The following is a 13847-nucleotide window of genomic DNA, read 5'->3' as shown; positions in this document are numbered from 1 at the left end:
CTACCGGACTCTTCCTGCCTGCCCGACGGGCCGGCGCCTGGAGCTTTATCTGCGCAGTGACGCGCTCGCTAGTTTTTAGGAATTACCCAGAATTATGAACACTCAACACCAGATGCAGGCTGCCGTTCGCACCCTGTCCCAGGCCTTTGCCCCGCTCGACTGCCGCATCCTGGCAACGCGCAAAGGCAGCTTCAGCTTTACCGTCGTCAACCAGGCCGGCATCGCCCGGCACAGCCAGCGCCTCTACCCTGGGCAATACAGCGACGAATCCCTGCAACAAGTGATACACCGCGCACGACAATCGCTGCACGCCTGATGCCCGATTGGCATTGAACTTAGCCGCAATGCTATGGTCAGAGCTTGTCACCCTCAGGATGGAGTATTGGTCATGGACAACCCCAATCAACAATTCGTCGATCAGCTGTTCGCCCCCCTGCGGGCCAACTTCGGCGCGCCACGACCGGACGGCAGCATCGTCTTGTCCCTGCTCGACGAAAGCGACGCCACCGCATACAGCCGCGTACTCAACACCGCGCAATTGACCGATCCACAGGCCTTCGCCCAAAGCCTGGAGGACATCCGCCTGGAACTCGCCGTGCGCTCCGGCAGCATTCCGGCGGAAATGCGCAAGGCCCTGAAGGAACAGGACAGCGTGCTCAACTATCAAGCGCCCTGAAGCACCACGACCACACGAGGCCCCGCTTAGCACGGGGCTTTTTTATTGTGCGCAGAAAGGCGCAGCCAACTGGCCACTTGCTTACCACCAGCCTCCCAGGCACCGCGCAAGGAATCTAGCCCTGGAATGCCTGGGTATATCGCTGCTGAACCTGCAAGAGTAACTCCCGCCCACGGATCAACACTTGGCGCTTGCAGCGTGCCTACAGCGAGCGACGGATCTCAGAACAGGGGAAAAGCGGGCGGAGAGTTCCAGGCACCACGATCCTGAAATAGAAGATCGAGTGGCGGTATAACCAGAGGCAAGAAGGGACAGAAGACACGGTGGGTCACCCTATCGATCACTGGCGTGATCAGAGAGAAAAACCGTTATAAATCAAGGATATACGATATGGAGGTGGACCCCACCAGCCACACCCCGGCACACAATGTCACCGCTGCGGCTGCTCCCTTCCGGGCCTGACCGGGTTCACGGCTGATCGTTGCGGGGGGACCGGCAGGGCCACCATAACGCTGCCCACCAGGCGGCGGGCCGCGCCATTGTACCGGCTTGTCTCGAACTTACAACTGCTTCAAGCACTTACGATACAAAACTGACCTGCTGCCGGCGAAACCATGGCACCGACAAGCAGTTTGCGGAGTATCTGGCGAATACAGGTTCGTGAGAACGGCCAACGCTGGAATCCACCTTGGCACCCGGCCACAAGATTGACCTTGGCGCATATCCGGCGGTGCCAGCGAGGCGAAATCGCAGTACCCTGCGCGGGGCATTTCAGCGCCACACCTCAATCAAGGAGCAACAATATGGCCATGACCAAAGACCAACTGATCAGCGACATCGCGGAAGCCATCGACACACCGAAGGCCACAGTGCGCGCCGCGCTGGAGCAACTCAGCGAAATCGTCAGCGATGCCCTGGAAAACGGCGACGAAATCACCCTGCCCGGCATCGGCAAGCTGAAGGTCAGCGAGCGCCCGGCCCGCACCGGACGCAATCCGCAGACTGGCAAGGCGATCGAGATCGCGGCGAAAAAGGTCGTCAAATACGTCCCAGCCAAGGCGCTGACCGACGCAATCAACTAAGTTGACGGGATCGCGCAGGCCCAGGGCCCAGCCTGCGCCACTTCACGGATACAGGGTCGCTCAGGGCGTAGCCACTACCGCGACTGCCGCGCCCGGCTCAGCCACTGCCGGCTTGACAGCCGACTGGGCACCGCCCATCTGGCGAATGCGCCTGACCTGCTGGATTCGATTCAGGTTCTCCCAGGCACTGGCATAGTGCGCAGGCGACTGTTCGATCGCGCTGCGAAAGAACTGCTCGGCCAGATCCAGCTTGCCCTCCACCAGGCATATATAGCCAACATCGTTGCTCGCCTGTGCCCGACTGCCGACCTGCTCCAGCGCGGAGATGGCCTCCTCGTAACGCTCCATCCGCGCCAGCAGCAGGCCATAGTTGCGCCACAAGGGTTTGTACGCGGCGTCGAAGTTGATGCCACGCTGATAGAGCTGCTCCGCTTCCGGCCATTGCCCCGCCAGGTAATGGGAATAGCCCAGGCTGTTTTGCACCAGCGCCGAACGTGGCTCGATAAGCATGGCCAGACGATAGTAGGCCCCGGAAAGCTGGAAGTCGTTACGCAGATCGGCGAGCACCCCCAGGCCGTTGTAGAGCTTCAACGGCGACTGACTGTCGACTTTGAGTGCGTCCGTGTCCGGCATTGCGCCGTCCCGGTTCAGCCCCAGGCGATGCTGGTCCAGCAGGACAGCCCTGGACAACATCTCTTGCGCTTCTGCCTGCCGGCCCTTGGCCAGTTGCAACAGGCCCATCTCGGTCAGCGCATCTATGTTTTCAGGCGCGTTGGCCAGCACATCCTTGAAAGCCATGGCGGCCAGTTCGCTATTGCCGCGCTCGCGGTGGATGCGGCCGATCCAGACCAATGCCGGATAGTGTTGCGGGTTCAGTTCGATGGCGCGCAGGTAGAGGAACAGCGCCTGGTCCAGATCGCCGGCCTGGTAGGCCATAGCGGCTATTTGCATGGCTTGCTCGGCGGTGGTCGCCTGTTTCTGCACCTGGTACAGCACTGAATTGCCGCCGGAGTAGACTGAGCGGGTGTTTACCGCTGACTCAGGCCCCATGGTCTGGCATCCCGACAACACGGCCGTCATGGCCAGCAGCATACTGATCCTGTTCATTTCATACCTTCCCGAAGACTTTAAGCACCCCAACGATTGCAGGCCCAATGGCGACCAGAAAAAAGCTCGGCCATAGGCACAAGATTAGTGGGAATACCAGCTTGGTGCCGATTTTCGCAGCAGCCTCCTCGGCTTTCTGAGTGCGTCGGTCGCGAAACTCCTCTGCATAAATACGCAGGGTATTGGCGACGCTGGTGCCGAAACGGATGCTCTGCGCCAGCAGGCTGACCAACCCCTGGATGTCCTCCAACCCAGTGCGGTCGGCCAGGTGCTTGAGCGCCTCGGTGCTGGTAATACCAGCCCGGATTTCCGCATTAACCAGGGCCAGTTCCACGGCCAGTTCTGGCTGGCTCACCGCCATCTCGTCGGCAACCCGCTCAATGGCCTGGGGCAAGGCCAATCCCGACTCCACACAGACCACCATCAGGTCCAGAGCATCGGGAAAGGCCACCAGCAATCGGGTCATGCGCGCCTGTTTGCGTTTTTCGACATAGATAGCTGGCACGAGCCATCCGGCCGCGACGGCCGATGCCACCAACCCGAAGCCCATAGCCAAGGACAACTCGGGAACCAGCGGCAGAGCCATTAGCGTCAGGGCCAGTAGCACCAGCGGTAACAGCAGGCGGACTGCCCAATAGGTCTGCACTGCAGCGGGTGAGCGATAACCGGCATGTGTCAACAGGGTACGGGTCGCAGAATCCTGCCCCTGCTCATCGGGGGTGAAACGCTGGCCCACCTGCTCCAGCATCAATTGCAGGTTACTCGCCCCCCCCTGCCCTGCGCTCTCCCCGCCATGCCCGCGCTTTATCAAGGCCAAGCGACGCTGAACCGGATCCTGTAAACCCATCACCAGTAAACTCACTGTGACCAGGACGAGCACCACGCTGAGGCCAATGGCGCCGACGAACAGCAAGCGCGCCGCTTCTTCGTTCTCCACCACTCGGTTAAGCAGACTAAGCAGATAGTCCATGACTAGTTCCTCCCCGGCGACCGCCGGTGGCTAGACCTGAATCCTGATAATCTTGCGGATCCAGAAAATTCCGACCAGCATGGCGGCGAAGGCCGCCATCACCAGCTTCTGACCAATCGGTTCCTTGATCAGCAAGGGTAGATAGGTCGGGCTCGAAACCACGATCGCCGCAGCCAATACGAACGGCACGGCCACCAGCACCCAGGCGGACATGCGCCCTTCGGCCGACAAGGTTTTGACTTTTCGTTGAAAACGGAACCGCCCGCGGATCAGGCTGCTCAAGCGTTCCAACACCTCGGTCAAGTTGCCGCCGGTATCCCGGTGGATGAGCACTGAGGTCACCAGCATCATCACCGTCATACTTGGCATCCGCTCGAGCAGACCCAGCATGGCCCTACGCACATCGTTGCCATAGTTGATATCGGAGAAGGTCAGGCCGAACTCGTGCGCAACGGGGCCTTTGTGCTCTTCGGCCACCAGTTGCAGGGTTTCGTTGAACGGGTGGCCGGCGCGCAGCGCTCGGCATATGGCGTCCAATGCATCCGGCAGGCCCTCCTCGAACTGGGCGAAACGCTTGGCACGGTCACTGGCGATCTTTAGCACCGGCATCCAGCAGACGATCAGGGCAGTCGGCAGTGCCAGCCACCAGAGTCGGGTGAACAACCACAGCAGCACACCCGCTGCCACGCCCAGCAGCAGCCCAAGCAACAGCACGCGATAAGCACGATAACCATGACCGGCCTGCTCGATCATCTGCGCCAGGGCCTCCATGGCAGGCAGCTGCTCCAGCTTGGCCTCCAGCGGCGACAGGCGCCGCAGATACTTCTGTCGCAACACTGTCTGCATATTAGGCAGGTCGCTAGCTTGCTCCAGTACATGCAGGCGAGAACGGATGCGTTTGCGTACCTTTCCCGCCTCGCCGAACACTGGCACTACCAGCCCCTGACTGAGCAGAAAGACCGCGGCGAACACCATACCAAGGAAAGCCAGAATGAATTCGCTGGGAATCTGGTTCATGACTGTCCCTCCATCCATTCCGGGCGGAACAAGGTCAGCGGCAACTCGATGCCGCGCTTGGACAATACGTCGCGAAATGCCGGCACCATGCCGGTCGGGCGATAGTCGCCGAGCACTTCGCCCTGCTCGCCCATGCCACGGCGGACGAATCCGAATATCTCGGTCATGGTGATGATATCGCCTTCCATGCCGTTGATTTCCTGCACACTGACCAGGCGGCGCTTGCCGTCCTCTTGACGCTCCAATTGGATCACCACATCAATCGCCGACGCGATCTGTTGGCGCAATGCTTTCATCGGGAAGGTAGCGCCGGTCATCGACACCATGTTCTCGATACGACCCAGGGCGTCGCGCGCGGTGTTGGCATGGACGGTGGTCAGGGAGCCGTCGTGACCGGTATTCATGGCCGTCAGCATGTCCAGGGCCTCGGCGCCCCGCACCTCGCCGATGACGATACGGTCCGGGCGCATGCGCAGGCTGTTGCGCACCAACTCGCGCTGGTTGACCTCGCCGCGACCCTCGATATTCGACGGGCGCGTTTCCAGGCGCACCACATGGGGCTGCTGCAGCTGCAGCTCGGCGGAGTCCTCGATGGTGACGATCCGTTCGTTGTGCGGAATGAAGCTGGACAACACATTGAGCATGGTGGTCTTGCCGGTACCGGTACCGCCGGACACCAGCACATTCATCCGCCCCCGCACGATGGCCTTGAGCACCAGGGCGATGGCCGGCGTCAGGGTCCCCATCTCCACCAGGCTGTCGGTATTGAGCAGGTCCACCGCGAAGCGGCGGATCGACATACTCGGCCCGTCGATAGCCAGCGGCGGGATGATCGCGTTGACCCGGGAGCCGTCTTTCAGGCGGGCATCGACCAGCGGTGAGGACTCATCGATGCGTCGCCCCAGGCTGGAGACGATGCGGTCGATGATGTTGAGCAGGTGCTGATCGTCGCGAAAGCGCACATCGGTGCGCTGCAGCTTGCCATGCCGTTCGACGTAGACCGAGGCATGCCCGTTGACCAGGATGTCCGAGACGCTGTGGTCGGCCAGCAATGGCTCTAGCGGGCCGAGGCCGAGCACTTCATCGGTAATCTGCTTGATGATCACTTGCCGGCTGCTGCTGGTCACAGGGGCCGAGTGCTCCTCCAGTAGCCGTTGACTGAGCTCGCGAATCTGCCGTCCGGCCTCCGCCGGCTCCAGCGAGTCCAGCAGCGACAGGTCCATGACCTTGAGCAGCTGCTGATAGATGCGCTCGCGCCATTGGACTTCCATCGGGTTGAGCTGGGTGCGGGTTTCGTAGATGGCATCCGGCACACTGGCCTCCCAGGCCATCGCCGCGCCCAACTCACCAATCACTTGCTCTTCCTGGGGCGCAGCTTGGGCATTCTTGCCGGCCTGCTGGCGCAGCCGATTACGAAATTCACTGAGCATGGTCTACCCCCTGAACAGTCGGTCGAAGGTACGTTTCAGCAAGCCCTGCTCAGCTGCTTCGGTGCCAAGCAATTCCTGAGTCAACTCGCGTATCCCCAGGGTCACCGGAGCCCTGGGCGCATGGAGGTCGAGCGGTACGCCGGTATTCTGGCTTTCGCTGACCACGGCAAAGTCATTGGGCAGTTTCTGCAATTCCGAACAACGCAACGACTCGGCCACATCCCTGAGGCTGACCGGCGCTGCCTTGTCGTAGCGATTGACTACCACCTGAAAACGGTTGTTCTGCACACCGAGGTCGTCGCGCATGATGCGCATCAGGCGGGTCGCGTCCTTTAGATGGCTTAGACTTTGCTGCACCAGGATGTAGACGTGATCAGACTGTTCCAGTGTGATACCGGTGAGATGATCGATCTGCCGCGGCAGGTCCACCACGACCCAGTCGTAGGTACTGCGTGCGAGACGCAGCAGCGCCTCGAGCTGCTCCAGCCGTACATCTTGCGGCAAGCAAAACTCCCCAGTACGCCCACCCAGCACATGCAAGGTCTGGCTGAAATGGCTGCAGAATCCGCGCAAGGCGACGCTGTCCATTTCCTCGATCTGTTGCAGCACCTCAACATGACTGTGCGCCGGCACCACATCCAGGCAATGGGCAACGCTGCCAAACTGCAAGTCCAGATCCAACAACAGTGTGCTGCCACCTCGTACGCTGAGTTGCTGGGCCAGATTGCAAGCCAGAAGGGTGGCACCCGAGCCGCCCTTGGCATTCATCACCGCGACCAACTTGCCGTTGGCAGCCTGCCCGGCTGGCGTCTCCTGAATCATCCGACCCAAGGCAGCAAGGAGGTCATCGGCGGCTAATGGCTCGGGCAAGAAATCCCGGGCGCCAGCCTGCATCGCCAGCCGTATTCCTTCGTGTTCCTCCAGCGGGCCACAAATCAGGAATGGCGGTCGTTCATGGGCTGGCCTCTGCAGCAGGGCCGCCAACTCCTCGCGCCATAGATGACTGACCCGTAGCAGCAGAAAATCGGGCATGCGCTCCAATCCGTACAACGGATCGGTATGGCCGTTACTCACCAGGCGCGTGGTCACCTGCAGGCTGGAAATACGCTCACTCAGGGTTTTCAGGTGATTCAGAGCCGTGGCATCACGGCTGCTGATCAAGAGCTGCAACCGCTGCTTACTGGTAGCACGGCGCACTGGCGTAAGCTCTTTGGATGTCAACATGATGTGTTCCCCCCGTCGCCATCGGAACCTAGGCTTTCGCGAGGCAAAATCGCCCTGAACACCGGCAAAGTGATGGCCCCGCCCAACGGCGGTGGTATCAACAGGGTGAAGGGAAAATCTTCCACGCTGAGTTGGACGAAGCGGATAGAACTCAGGTTGGCAGGATCACCAGGATTGGCCACCACGGCACCGTTCTCATCCAGATAGGTCAGGCTCAGGTCGCTGGTTTGTAGGCTGGCGATCAGGGGGCTGGCACTGCTGTCCCCGGCGTCATTGAAGATCGCCCGCTGCTTCACTGTGGTCTGATCGCCTATGGCACATACCGCTGCGAGCCGCGCACCTCGGCGCACCACCTCGTCCAGTGCATTGACGGTAAATAACAGCCGCCCCATTTCCAGCACGCCGAACAACAGTGTGAAAAGGAGCAAGCCGATGATGGCGAACTCCACCACGTAGACACCCTGCATGCGCTTCTTATTCATCACAGAGCCCTCATGACAACGGTGGAGTTCAGCGCAATATTCAACGGGAACGACGCGCCGAAGAATGTCGGCAACGAATTGCCGATAACCGGGCGAAAGGTATAGGTGATGCTAACGCGCACGTGCTCGGCACCTACTGCGCTGACCTGCACGTCGTTTGTCCCTAAATATGGCACCACCGACGCATAACCATTCGGATTGGCCGGCACCCCGTAGACGGCGACGTTCTTGGTTCTGGTTTGCAGATCGCCATTCAGATCAATCTGCCCAAGTGTGGCGTTCCAGGCCTGTCCGGCGACGTAGCGGCCGGCGTCGCGGCTGGCCTGCAGCAGGTTGTTGTAGTGATAAAGCATGCGTCCGAACTCGCCGATGGCCAGCAACAGCAACAGCAACAACGGCAGGGCGATGGCGAACTCCACCATAGCTACACCGCGCTGGCTATGAAGCGGTTTGGATGCCTTGATGCTCATCGCGCACCTCTTCCAAGTTATTGCCCTTACCTTGGCCCGGCGTGTCGCACGGCATTCGCCCCCGTAGGAGGCGCCGCCCGCACGCACTTAAGAGTCAGGGCTTGGCGTCGTGGGCGTCAGATAGGTCTTGTAAAGCTGTATGATCTTTGGCCCTACATCATCGACTACGGGTCCCGGGACGCTATCGCCGGCACAGTCCATCACGAACTGGCCGAAGATCTGCGCCTGGTTGCCCTGCTGGCTGACCGTCTGCAGCAGGAAGAAACAGCCGTAGCCCAATACCGGTACCGAGGTCTGCCCGCCAGAAACACCGTTGCAGTTGCCGACCACAATCTTCAGCAAACGCCTCTCTGCTACGCCATTGGCTTCGCAGCCATTCGGGCAATCGGCGACGCTCCTCATCCAGTCGTTGTAGCCGCGCACACTCCAGTTGCCCGCAGTCAGATCACCGTTATTAGACGTGACCGGCTGGTTCCGGTACTCCACCCGAGGCGGTGACGCGCGATCGTTGTAGGTCATCCGGGGCGTGGTGAAACTGATCACCTTATCCGGCGGATAGTCGCCCGGACTGATCGGCCCGGAGTACTCACCAAGACGGGTGTTCAGTCCCTGGGCCACCGGCCCCACGGTATTGCCCGGCTCTGTTTCCACGGGCTCACCCAGGGTCAGGCAGTGATTGATGCCGCCGGCCAGGGCCTCGCGGACATCCCTGGCGCCGCTCATATTGTCCAGGCGAAGCAACTGGAAGTTGCCGGGACCAATTGCCGGGGCGTTGCCCGCTGCACTTTTCAGCACCTCCAGGTCGCCAAACCGATAGCCCCAGAACATGTCGTCCTCTGGCCGATACTGGTTGGGGTCGCCACACACAAGAAGGGGGGCGAGCTCGCAGGGCGCGGTCTGGCTTGGTCCGGCAGTGGCGATAGCCGCCACTGCCTTGTCGGCTAAATTGCCAGCGCCAAACGCCTGGGCGAAACCCCAAAAGAAACCGGGCAGAGAGTAGTCCGCGACTGTTACCCGAACGAAGCGCGCATCCACCGGCCCTGGAAAAATGAACGGTCCTGCGACATTGGTAGCCAACTCCACCTGCGCGAATGCACCGACGCCGCCGGCTGCAGCGATCGCCGCCGCCAGTTCACCATTACCACTGGCGTTGGCATTGAGCGACAGGGTGTTCAAGGCGGCATCGCGCGCCTGGCTGGAAGCGTTACCGCTGCCCATGACCTGACTCAGGGTCTTGGCACCACTGAGGGCGGCGGCATCCACGGCATTCTGCAGGCGCGCCTTGTTAAGCAGCATGTGCCCGCCGTCCAGCGCCAGGGCGGACATGAGCAACATGGATGCCAAGGCCACCACGATCAGCACCATCACCGCCCCTCGCTGACGCAGCGGCAAGCTTGTGAACGGCCGTTTCATGCAGGGTTTCATCATCCAACCCTCAATTGCTGATATTGATCTGGATTGGCTGGCCGACCTGCTGCGCGTCGCCGGTCACCCCGCGGTAGCCGTCCATCACCTGTTCGGTGAGGGGGCCATCGGTGCCGGCCTGGGCGACGTCGGTACCCGGGTTGGCCGCCCGCTCCTTGTCGGCGATCTGCTGGTACTGGGTCTGGTAGACGCTGTAACCCAACGTACCGACCCGGCCTTCTTCGTAGCTCATGCAGCCAGCCAGCGCAGCGAGCAGCAGGCTTAACGAAATCATGCCTTTCATGGTTACTGTCTCCTGCTAGTTGAGGTCATGGCCGAAACTGCCTTCGCTGACGCCAAGGCTGACGGGCACCGGACGATGCAATTGGCGCCCCTTGGTCTTGCCCATCAGGTAGAAATCCATATCGCCCGGCTCTACGAATTTTTCCGTTGGCAGGCGCACGCTCCGGGCATCCACCGGCTTGGCCAGGTGCGGAGTGACCAGGATCACCAGCTCGGTTTCACCGTTGATGAACTCCTGGCTGCGGAACAGGTGGCCGATCACCGCGATATCGCCCAGGCCGGGGAAGCGGCTGACAAAATCGCGGGTGTTCTCGCTGATCAGGCCGGCGATGGCGATGGTCTGGCCGTTTCCAAGTTCCACCGTGGACTGCGCACTGCGCTTGGTCAGTGCGGGCACCAGCAAGGACGCTCCGGCAAGCGGCGAGGTATCGACAACCAAGCTATTGGCTGCGACCAGCTCACTGACCGACACATTGAGGTTGAGATTGATGCGCTCGGAATCGAGTACCACCGGAAGAAACTTCACGCCGACACCGAACTCCTTGTATTCGATGGTGATGCCATCGTCGTCGGAAACCGGGATGGGAAACTCGCCGCCAGAGATGAACTCGGCCTGCTGCCCGGTCAGGGTGGTCAAGGTCGGTTCGGCCAGCACCTTGGCCGAACCGTTTTCCTTGGCCGCCTCGAGCACTGCATCGAGGAGGAAGCTCGCCGAAGTGAATTGCGCGAGGAAGCCTTTGTCCGAACTCAATAGGCCGTTGACCAGGGAGGTGCTGTTGTTGAAGCCGCCCAGGCTCCAGTTGCCGGAATCACCGACGGCCAGAAAGCGCACGCCCAGACGCTTGACCAGGCTGCGCTGCATCTCCGCCACCTTGACCTCGAGCATCACCTGCTGGGTGCCGCCGACGCTGAGCAGGTTGATGACCTCCAGCGACTGGGTCGGCGCGGCCGCCGCGGCCTCGCCCTCGCCCTGCACGACACTGGCGGTCTGCGCGGTGTAGGTCTTGGCCAGCTTGACCGCCGTGTCCATTGCCACGGCACTGCTGACCTGGCCGCGCAGGACCAGCGCGCCCTGGGCGCTGAACACCTCGATGCGCTCGTTGGGCATCAACTGGTGCAGTTTGCTCTTCAGCCCACCGAGGTCGTGGACCACCTCCAGATCCAGGCTGTCGATCAGGCGGTTGCGTCCATCCCACAGCAGCACATTGGTGCTGCCCAGGGAACGACCTAGCAGATACAGCTGGGTCGGGCTGGTAATCAGGATGTCGGCGATCTCCGGATTGCCGATCGAAACCTTCTTGACCGCCGCCCGGGTGGACAGGATCCGTGACTTGTAGATCGGCACCTGGATATTGCTGATGTTGGCAGCCGGCATGGCCGTCACCTCCGCCGCGTCGACCTGCGCCAGCGGTATCAGCCAGGCGCCCAGCAGTACAGCCATCGACGCTACTTTTAGAATGCTTTGCATATCCCTCTCCTTGCCTGACAGGTCGCTTGCCCGATCGCAGTAAGCTGGGCTTGAGCAGTCCGAGACTAGATCTGTACTTTCGTCACCTCGACGTCGGTACCGCGGATGATGGTGACCCCGCTTCCACCCGAACGACGGCGCACCACCCGCTTCACCGGAGCCGGCGCCGGAGTTGCAACCGGCACGGCCGGCTCCGCAGCTGCGACCGTGGGTTCGGGCTTCTTCTGGTTGTCCAGCGGATTGCGCAAGGCCAGTTGCAGCTTGCCTTCGCTCTGCGCCTTGACCAGCACTTCGGCCTCTTCTCCAGTCATTTCCAGGGTGACTGCGCGTACCACCACCGGCTGGGTCTTGTCGGTACTGGCGGTCTGATCGACCGCCAGCACACGCAAGTCTTCGAGAATGGTCTTGGATTCGGAATCGTTGCCGTTGCCCACCCGCTTGGTGGCCAGCACATCGACCCGGTTGCCCGGCAGGAGGAACCCGCCGACGCCGACCACGTCGTCGACCCGCACGGTGACGGCGCGCTTGTCCGTTTCGATCAGCGAAGCCAGGGTGCTGCCGCCCAGGTGCTCGGCCAGCCGCGCTTCGCGCAGGATGTCGCCGCGAAGCATGCTGAAGGTGGCGATCTTGCCCACCACCTTCTCAGGCTCAGCGAAGGAGTCGTCCGGTACCGTGCCCTTGGGCATGCGCACCACGGTGACCTGCTGGGCCTCGACCATCTGCCCGAACGGGATCTCGGTGGTGGCGACCACCACGTTCTGCAGGTTGTCATCGGGGCTGGCGTTGAGCCGAGCATCCAGCCAGCTGTTGGCCATCCAGGCCGCGCCCAGGCCAAGAACCAGGGAAAGCGTTACCAAGCCGAGAGTACGAGAGCTCATGTCTGCATCTCCTTATCCAAGAAAGTCGAGCTGAACGAAGTAGTTCTGCCAGGCCCACTCCAGCTCGCGTGGGGAAAGCGGGTCGGAACTGTCCAGGTAGCGCTGACGGTCCAGCGCCATGCCCAACAGATCACGCGGATGGCACGGCACCAACGGCACGCCCTCGGTCTCGTACAAGCCTTGCAGGACATAGCGCAGCAGCAGCGGGTCAAAATCGATGCCCAGGCGCTCGGTTTCCTGGCGCCAGATACGCTCGTATTCCTGCGGCTTGAGGTAGTCGAAGTGCAGCTTGTACCCGATGCGCCGCAGGAAGGCCTCGTCGGCCAGCTCCAGCGGATTGAGGTTGGTGGAGAACAGCAGGATGAGGTCGAACGGCAGCTCGCAGTGACGGCCACCGCCGAGGTTGAGAAAGTCGCGCTTCTCCTCCATCGGCACGATCCAGCGGTTGAGCAACTCCGCCGGCGCCATGCGCTGGCGGCCCATGTCGTCGATGATGAACAGGCCGTTGCTGGCCTTTAGCTGCAGGGGCGCCTGGTACTGGCGGCTGAACGGGTCGTAGCGGATGTCCAGCTGCTCCATGCTCAGCTCGCCGCCGGTGATCACCACCGGGCGCTTGCAGCAGAGCAAGCGACGGTCGATGCCTTCATTGAGCATCAGGCTGCCCTGCTGCTCCTTGTCGTCGAGTAGTTGGTGCACCTGGGGATCGTAGATCTCGACCACCGCTTCGTTGATCGCAATGGCGTGCGGCACCCAGATGGCTTCGGCAAACAGCCGGATCAGGCGGCTGCTGATGTAGGTCTTGCCGGTACCGGCCGGCCCGTAAACCATGATGGCGCGGCCGGAGTTCATGGCCGCGCCCAGTTGATCGAGCATGGCCTCCGAGAGCACGACCCCGGCAAAGGCCTTGTGCATGTCGCGGGAGGTAATGCGGCCATGGTGAATGGTCTGCAGCTTGATCAAGGAGCGATACGCGCTTACCGGAAAGGGCGCAGCGCCTATGTAGCCGCTGCGCGCCAGGGCGTCGCGAGCGGCGCTGCGGCCACGCTCGGTCAGGCCATAGCGCAGCGTCTGGCCCCCTGTCTGCCCGAGCACCTCGACGCGCCCGTCCTTGCGCAGAAAGCCGAGCACTTCCTCCAGCACGGCCCCGGTCAGCGCAAGGCGCTTGACCAGTTGCGCCAGGTCCAGCACGCCGGCGTCATGCAAGTGCTTGCACAGCAGATCGCCGAGAAAGTTATCCGCCAGACCGGTGTCGCGAACCGTACGCGGTTGCGGCGCCAATCGTTGCACCGCCTCGCGTTGACTGGGATAGGCTTCGCTGTCGCTGATGGCGTACATG

The 13847-nt window shown here is 61.7% G+C and carries 16 protein-coding genes and 1 other RNA gene; 3 read left to right on the top strand and 14 right to left on the bottom strand.

Annotated features, from left to right (window positions below; translation table 11 throughout):
* Positions 1 to 94 precede the first annotated feature (94 nt).
* Both ACSX1D_RS10275 and ACSX1D_RS10270 read left to right on the top strand, forming a co-directional pair.
* Positions 95 to 316, top strand: coding sequence for a hypothetical protein (locus tag ACSX1D_RS10275; RefSeq protein WP_439862124.1), 222 nt, complete (start codon positions 95 to 97; stop codon positions 314 to 316).
* Between the two features lie 72 nt (positions 317 to 388).
* Positions 389 to 676: a DUF3509 domain-containing protein gene (locus ACSX1D_RS10270; protein ID WP_439862123.1), complete on the top strand. Its 288-nt coding sequence runs from the start codon at positions 389 to 391 to the stop codon at positions 674 to 676.
* 202 nt (positions 677 to 878) lie between these two features.
* On the opposite strand, the gene ACSX1D_RS10265 is transcribed toward ACSX1D_RS10270, so the two are convergent.
* Together ACSX1D_RS10265 and ffs are read right to left on the bottom strand one after the other, a co-directional pair.
* Entirely contained in the window at positions 879 to 935 is a 57-nt protein-coding gene (locus tag ACSX1D_RS10265) for a hypothetical protein (protein WP_439862302.1), read from the bottom strand.
* A gap of 142 nt (positions 936 to 1077) precedes the next feature.
* Positions 1078 to 1174: signal recognition particle sRNA small type (ffs, locus tag ACSX1D_RS10260), an RNA gene on the bottom strand.
* A 305-nt stretch (positions 1175 to 1479) separates the two neighbouring features.
* Between ffs and ACSX1D_RS10255 the strand changes: the two genes are divergently transcribed.
* The gene (locus ACSX1D_RS10255; protein ID WP_208706690.1) at positions 1480 to 1758 is read left to right on the top strand and encodes an HU family DNA-binding protein; all 279 of its coding nucleotides are present in this window, start codon (positions 1480 to 1482) and stop codon (positions 1756 to 1758) included.
* A gap of 60 nt (positions 1759 to 1818) precedes the next feature.
* Here ACSX1D_RS10255 and ACSX1D_RS10250 read toward each other — a convergent pair whose 3' ends face one another.
* The 12 genes from ACSX1D_RS10250 to ACSX1D_RS10195 all read right to left on the bottom strand — a co-directional run bounded on the left by ACSX1D_RS10250 (position 1819) and on the right by ACSX1D_RS10195 (position 13846).
* Positions 1819 to 2865, bottom strand: a complete 1047-nt coding sequence (locus ACSX1D_RS10250; RefSeq protein ID WP_439862122.1) for a tetratricopeptide repeat protein — start codon at positions 2863 to 2865, stop codon at positions 1819 to 1821.
* Between the two features lies 1 nt (position 2866).
* Positions 2867 to 3835 carry a type II secretion system F family protein gene (locus tag ACSX1D_RS10245; RefSeq protein ID WP_439862121.1) on the bottom strand — a complete coding sequence of 323 codons (969 nt, stop codon included), beginning with the start codon at positions 3833 to 3835 and terminating at the stop codon, positions 2867 to 2869.
* 30 nt (positions 3836 to 3865) lie between these two features.
* Positions 3866 to 4852: a type II secretion system F family protein gene (locus tag ACSX1D_RS10240; RefSeq protein ID WP_439862120.1), complete on the bottom strand. Its 987-nt coding sequence runs from the start codon at positions 4850 to 4852 to the stop codon at positions 3866 to 3868.
* Positions 4849 to 6282, bottom strand: a complete 1434-nt coding sequence (locus tag ACSX1D_RS10235; RefSeq protein ID WP_439862119.1) for a CpaF family protein — start codon at positions 6280 to 6282, stop codon at positions 4849 to 4851. The genes ACSX1D_RS10240 and ACSX1D_RS10235 overlap by 4 nt, the downstream gene beginning before the upstream one ends.
* Before the next feature lie 3 nt (positions 6283 to 6285).
* On the bottom strand, positions 6286 to 7506 hold the full coding sequence (locus ACSX1D_RS10230) for an AAA family ATPase (RefSeq protein ID WP_439862118.1): 1221 nt from the start codon (positions 7504 to 7506) through the stop codon (positions 6286 to 6288).
* Positions 7500 to 7988, bottom strand: a complete 489-nt coding sequence (locus ACSX1D_RS10225) for a TadE/TadG family type IV pilus assembly protein (RefSeq protein WP_439862117.1) — start codon at positions 7986 to 7988, stop codon at positions 7500 to 7502. Before ACSX1D_RS10225 ends, ACSX1D_RS10230 begins: the two co-directional genes overlap by 7 nt.
* A complete protein-coding gene (locus tag ACSX1D_RS10220; RefSeq protein ID WP_439862116.1) occupies positions 7988 to 8458 on the bottom strand; it encodes a TadE/TadG family type IV pilus assembly protein in 471 nt (156 codons plus the stop codon). Before ACSX1D_RS10220 ends, ACSX1D_RS10225 begins: the two co-directional genes overlap by 1 nt.
* 87 nt (positions 8459 to 8545) lie before the next feature.
* Positions 8546 to 9886, bottom strand: coding sequence for a TadE/TadG family type IV pilus assembly protein (locus ACSX1D_RS10215; RefSeq protein WP_439862115.1), 1341 nt, complete (start codon positions 9884 to 9886; stop codon positions 8546 to 8548).
* Positions 9887 to 9893: 7 nt separating this feature from the next.
* On the bottom strand, positions 9894 to 10166 hold the full coding sequence (locus ACSX1D_RS10210) for a hypothetical protein (RefSeq protein ID WP_439862114.1): 273 nt from the start codon (positions 10164 to 10166) through the stop codon (positions 9894 to 9896).
* A 15-nt stretch (positions 10167 to 10181) separates the two neighbouring features.
* Positions 10182 to 11633, bottom strand: coding sequence for a type II and III secretion system protein family protein (locus ACSX1D_RS10205; RefSeq protein ID WP_439862113.1), 1452 nt, complete (start codon positions 11631 to 11633; stop codon positions 10182 to 10184).
* Positions 11634 to 11698: 65 nt separating this feature from the next.
* Positions 11699 to 12511: a Flp pilus assembly protein CpaB gene (gene cpaB / locus ACSX1D_RS10200; protein WP_439862112.1), complete on the bottom strand. Its 813-nt coding sequence runs from the start codon at positions 12509 to 12511 to the stop codon at positions 11699 to 11701.
* Between the two features lie 12 nt (positions 12512 to 12523).
* A complete protein-coding gene (locus ACSX1D_RS10195) occupies positions 12524 to 13846 on the bottom strand; it encodes an AAA family ATPase (protein WP_439862111.1) in 1323 nt (440 codons plus the stop codon).
* Position 13847: the final 1 nt, after the last annotated feature.

It is taken from the genome of Pseudomonas sp. MBLB4136 (assembly GCF_051904765.1).
In the GTDB taxonomy this organism is placed as follows: Bacteria; Pseudomonadota; Gammaproteobacteria; order Pseudomonadales; family Pseudomonadaceae; genus Aquipseudomonas.
The sequence above is the reverse complement of the archived record's forward strand: the minus strand, read 5'-3'. Positions and strand labels throughout refer to the sequence as shown.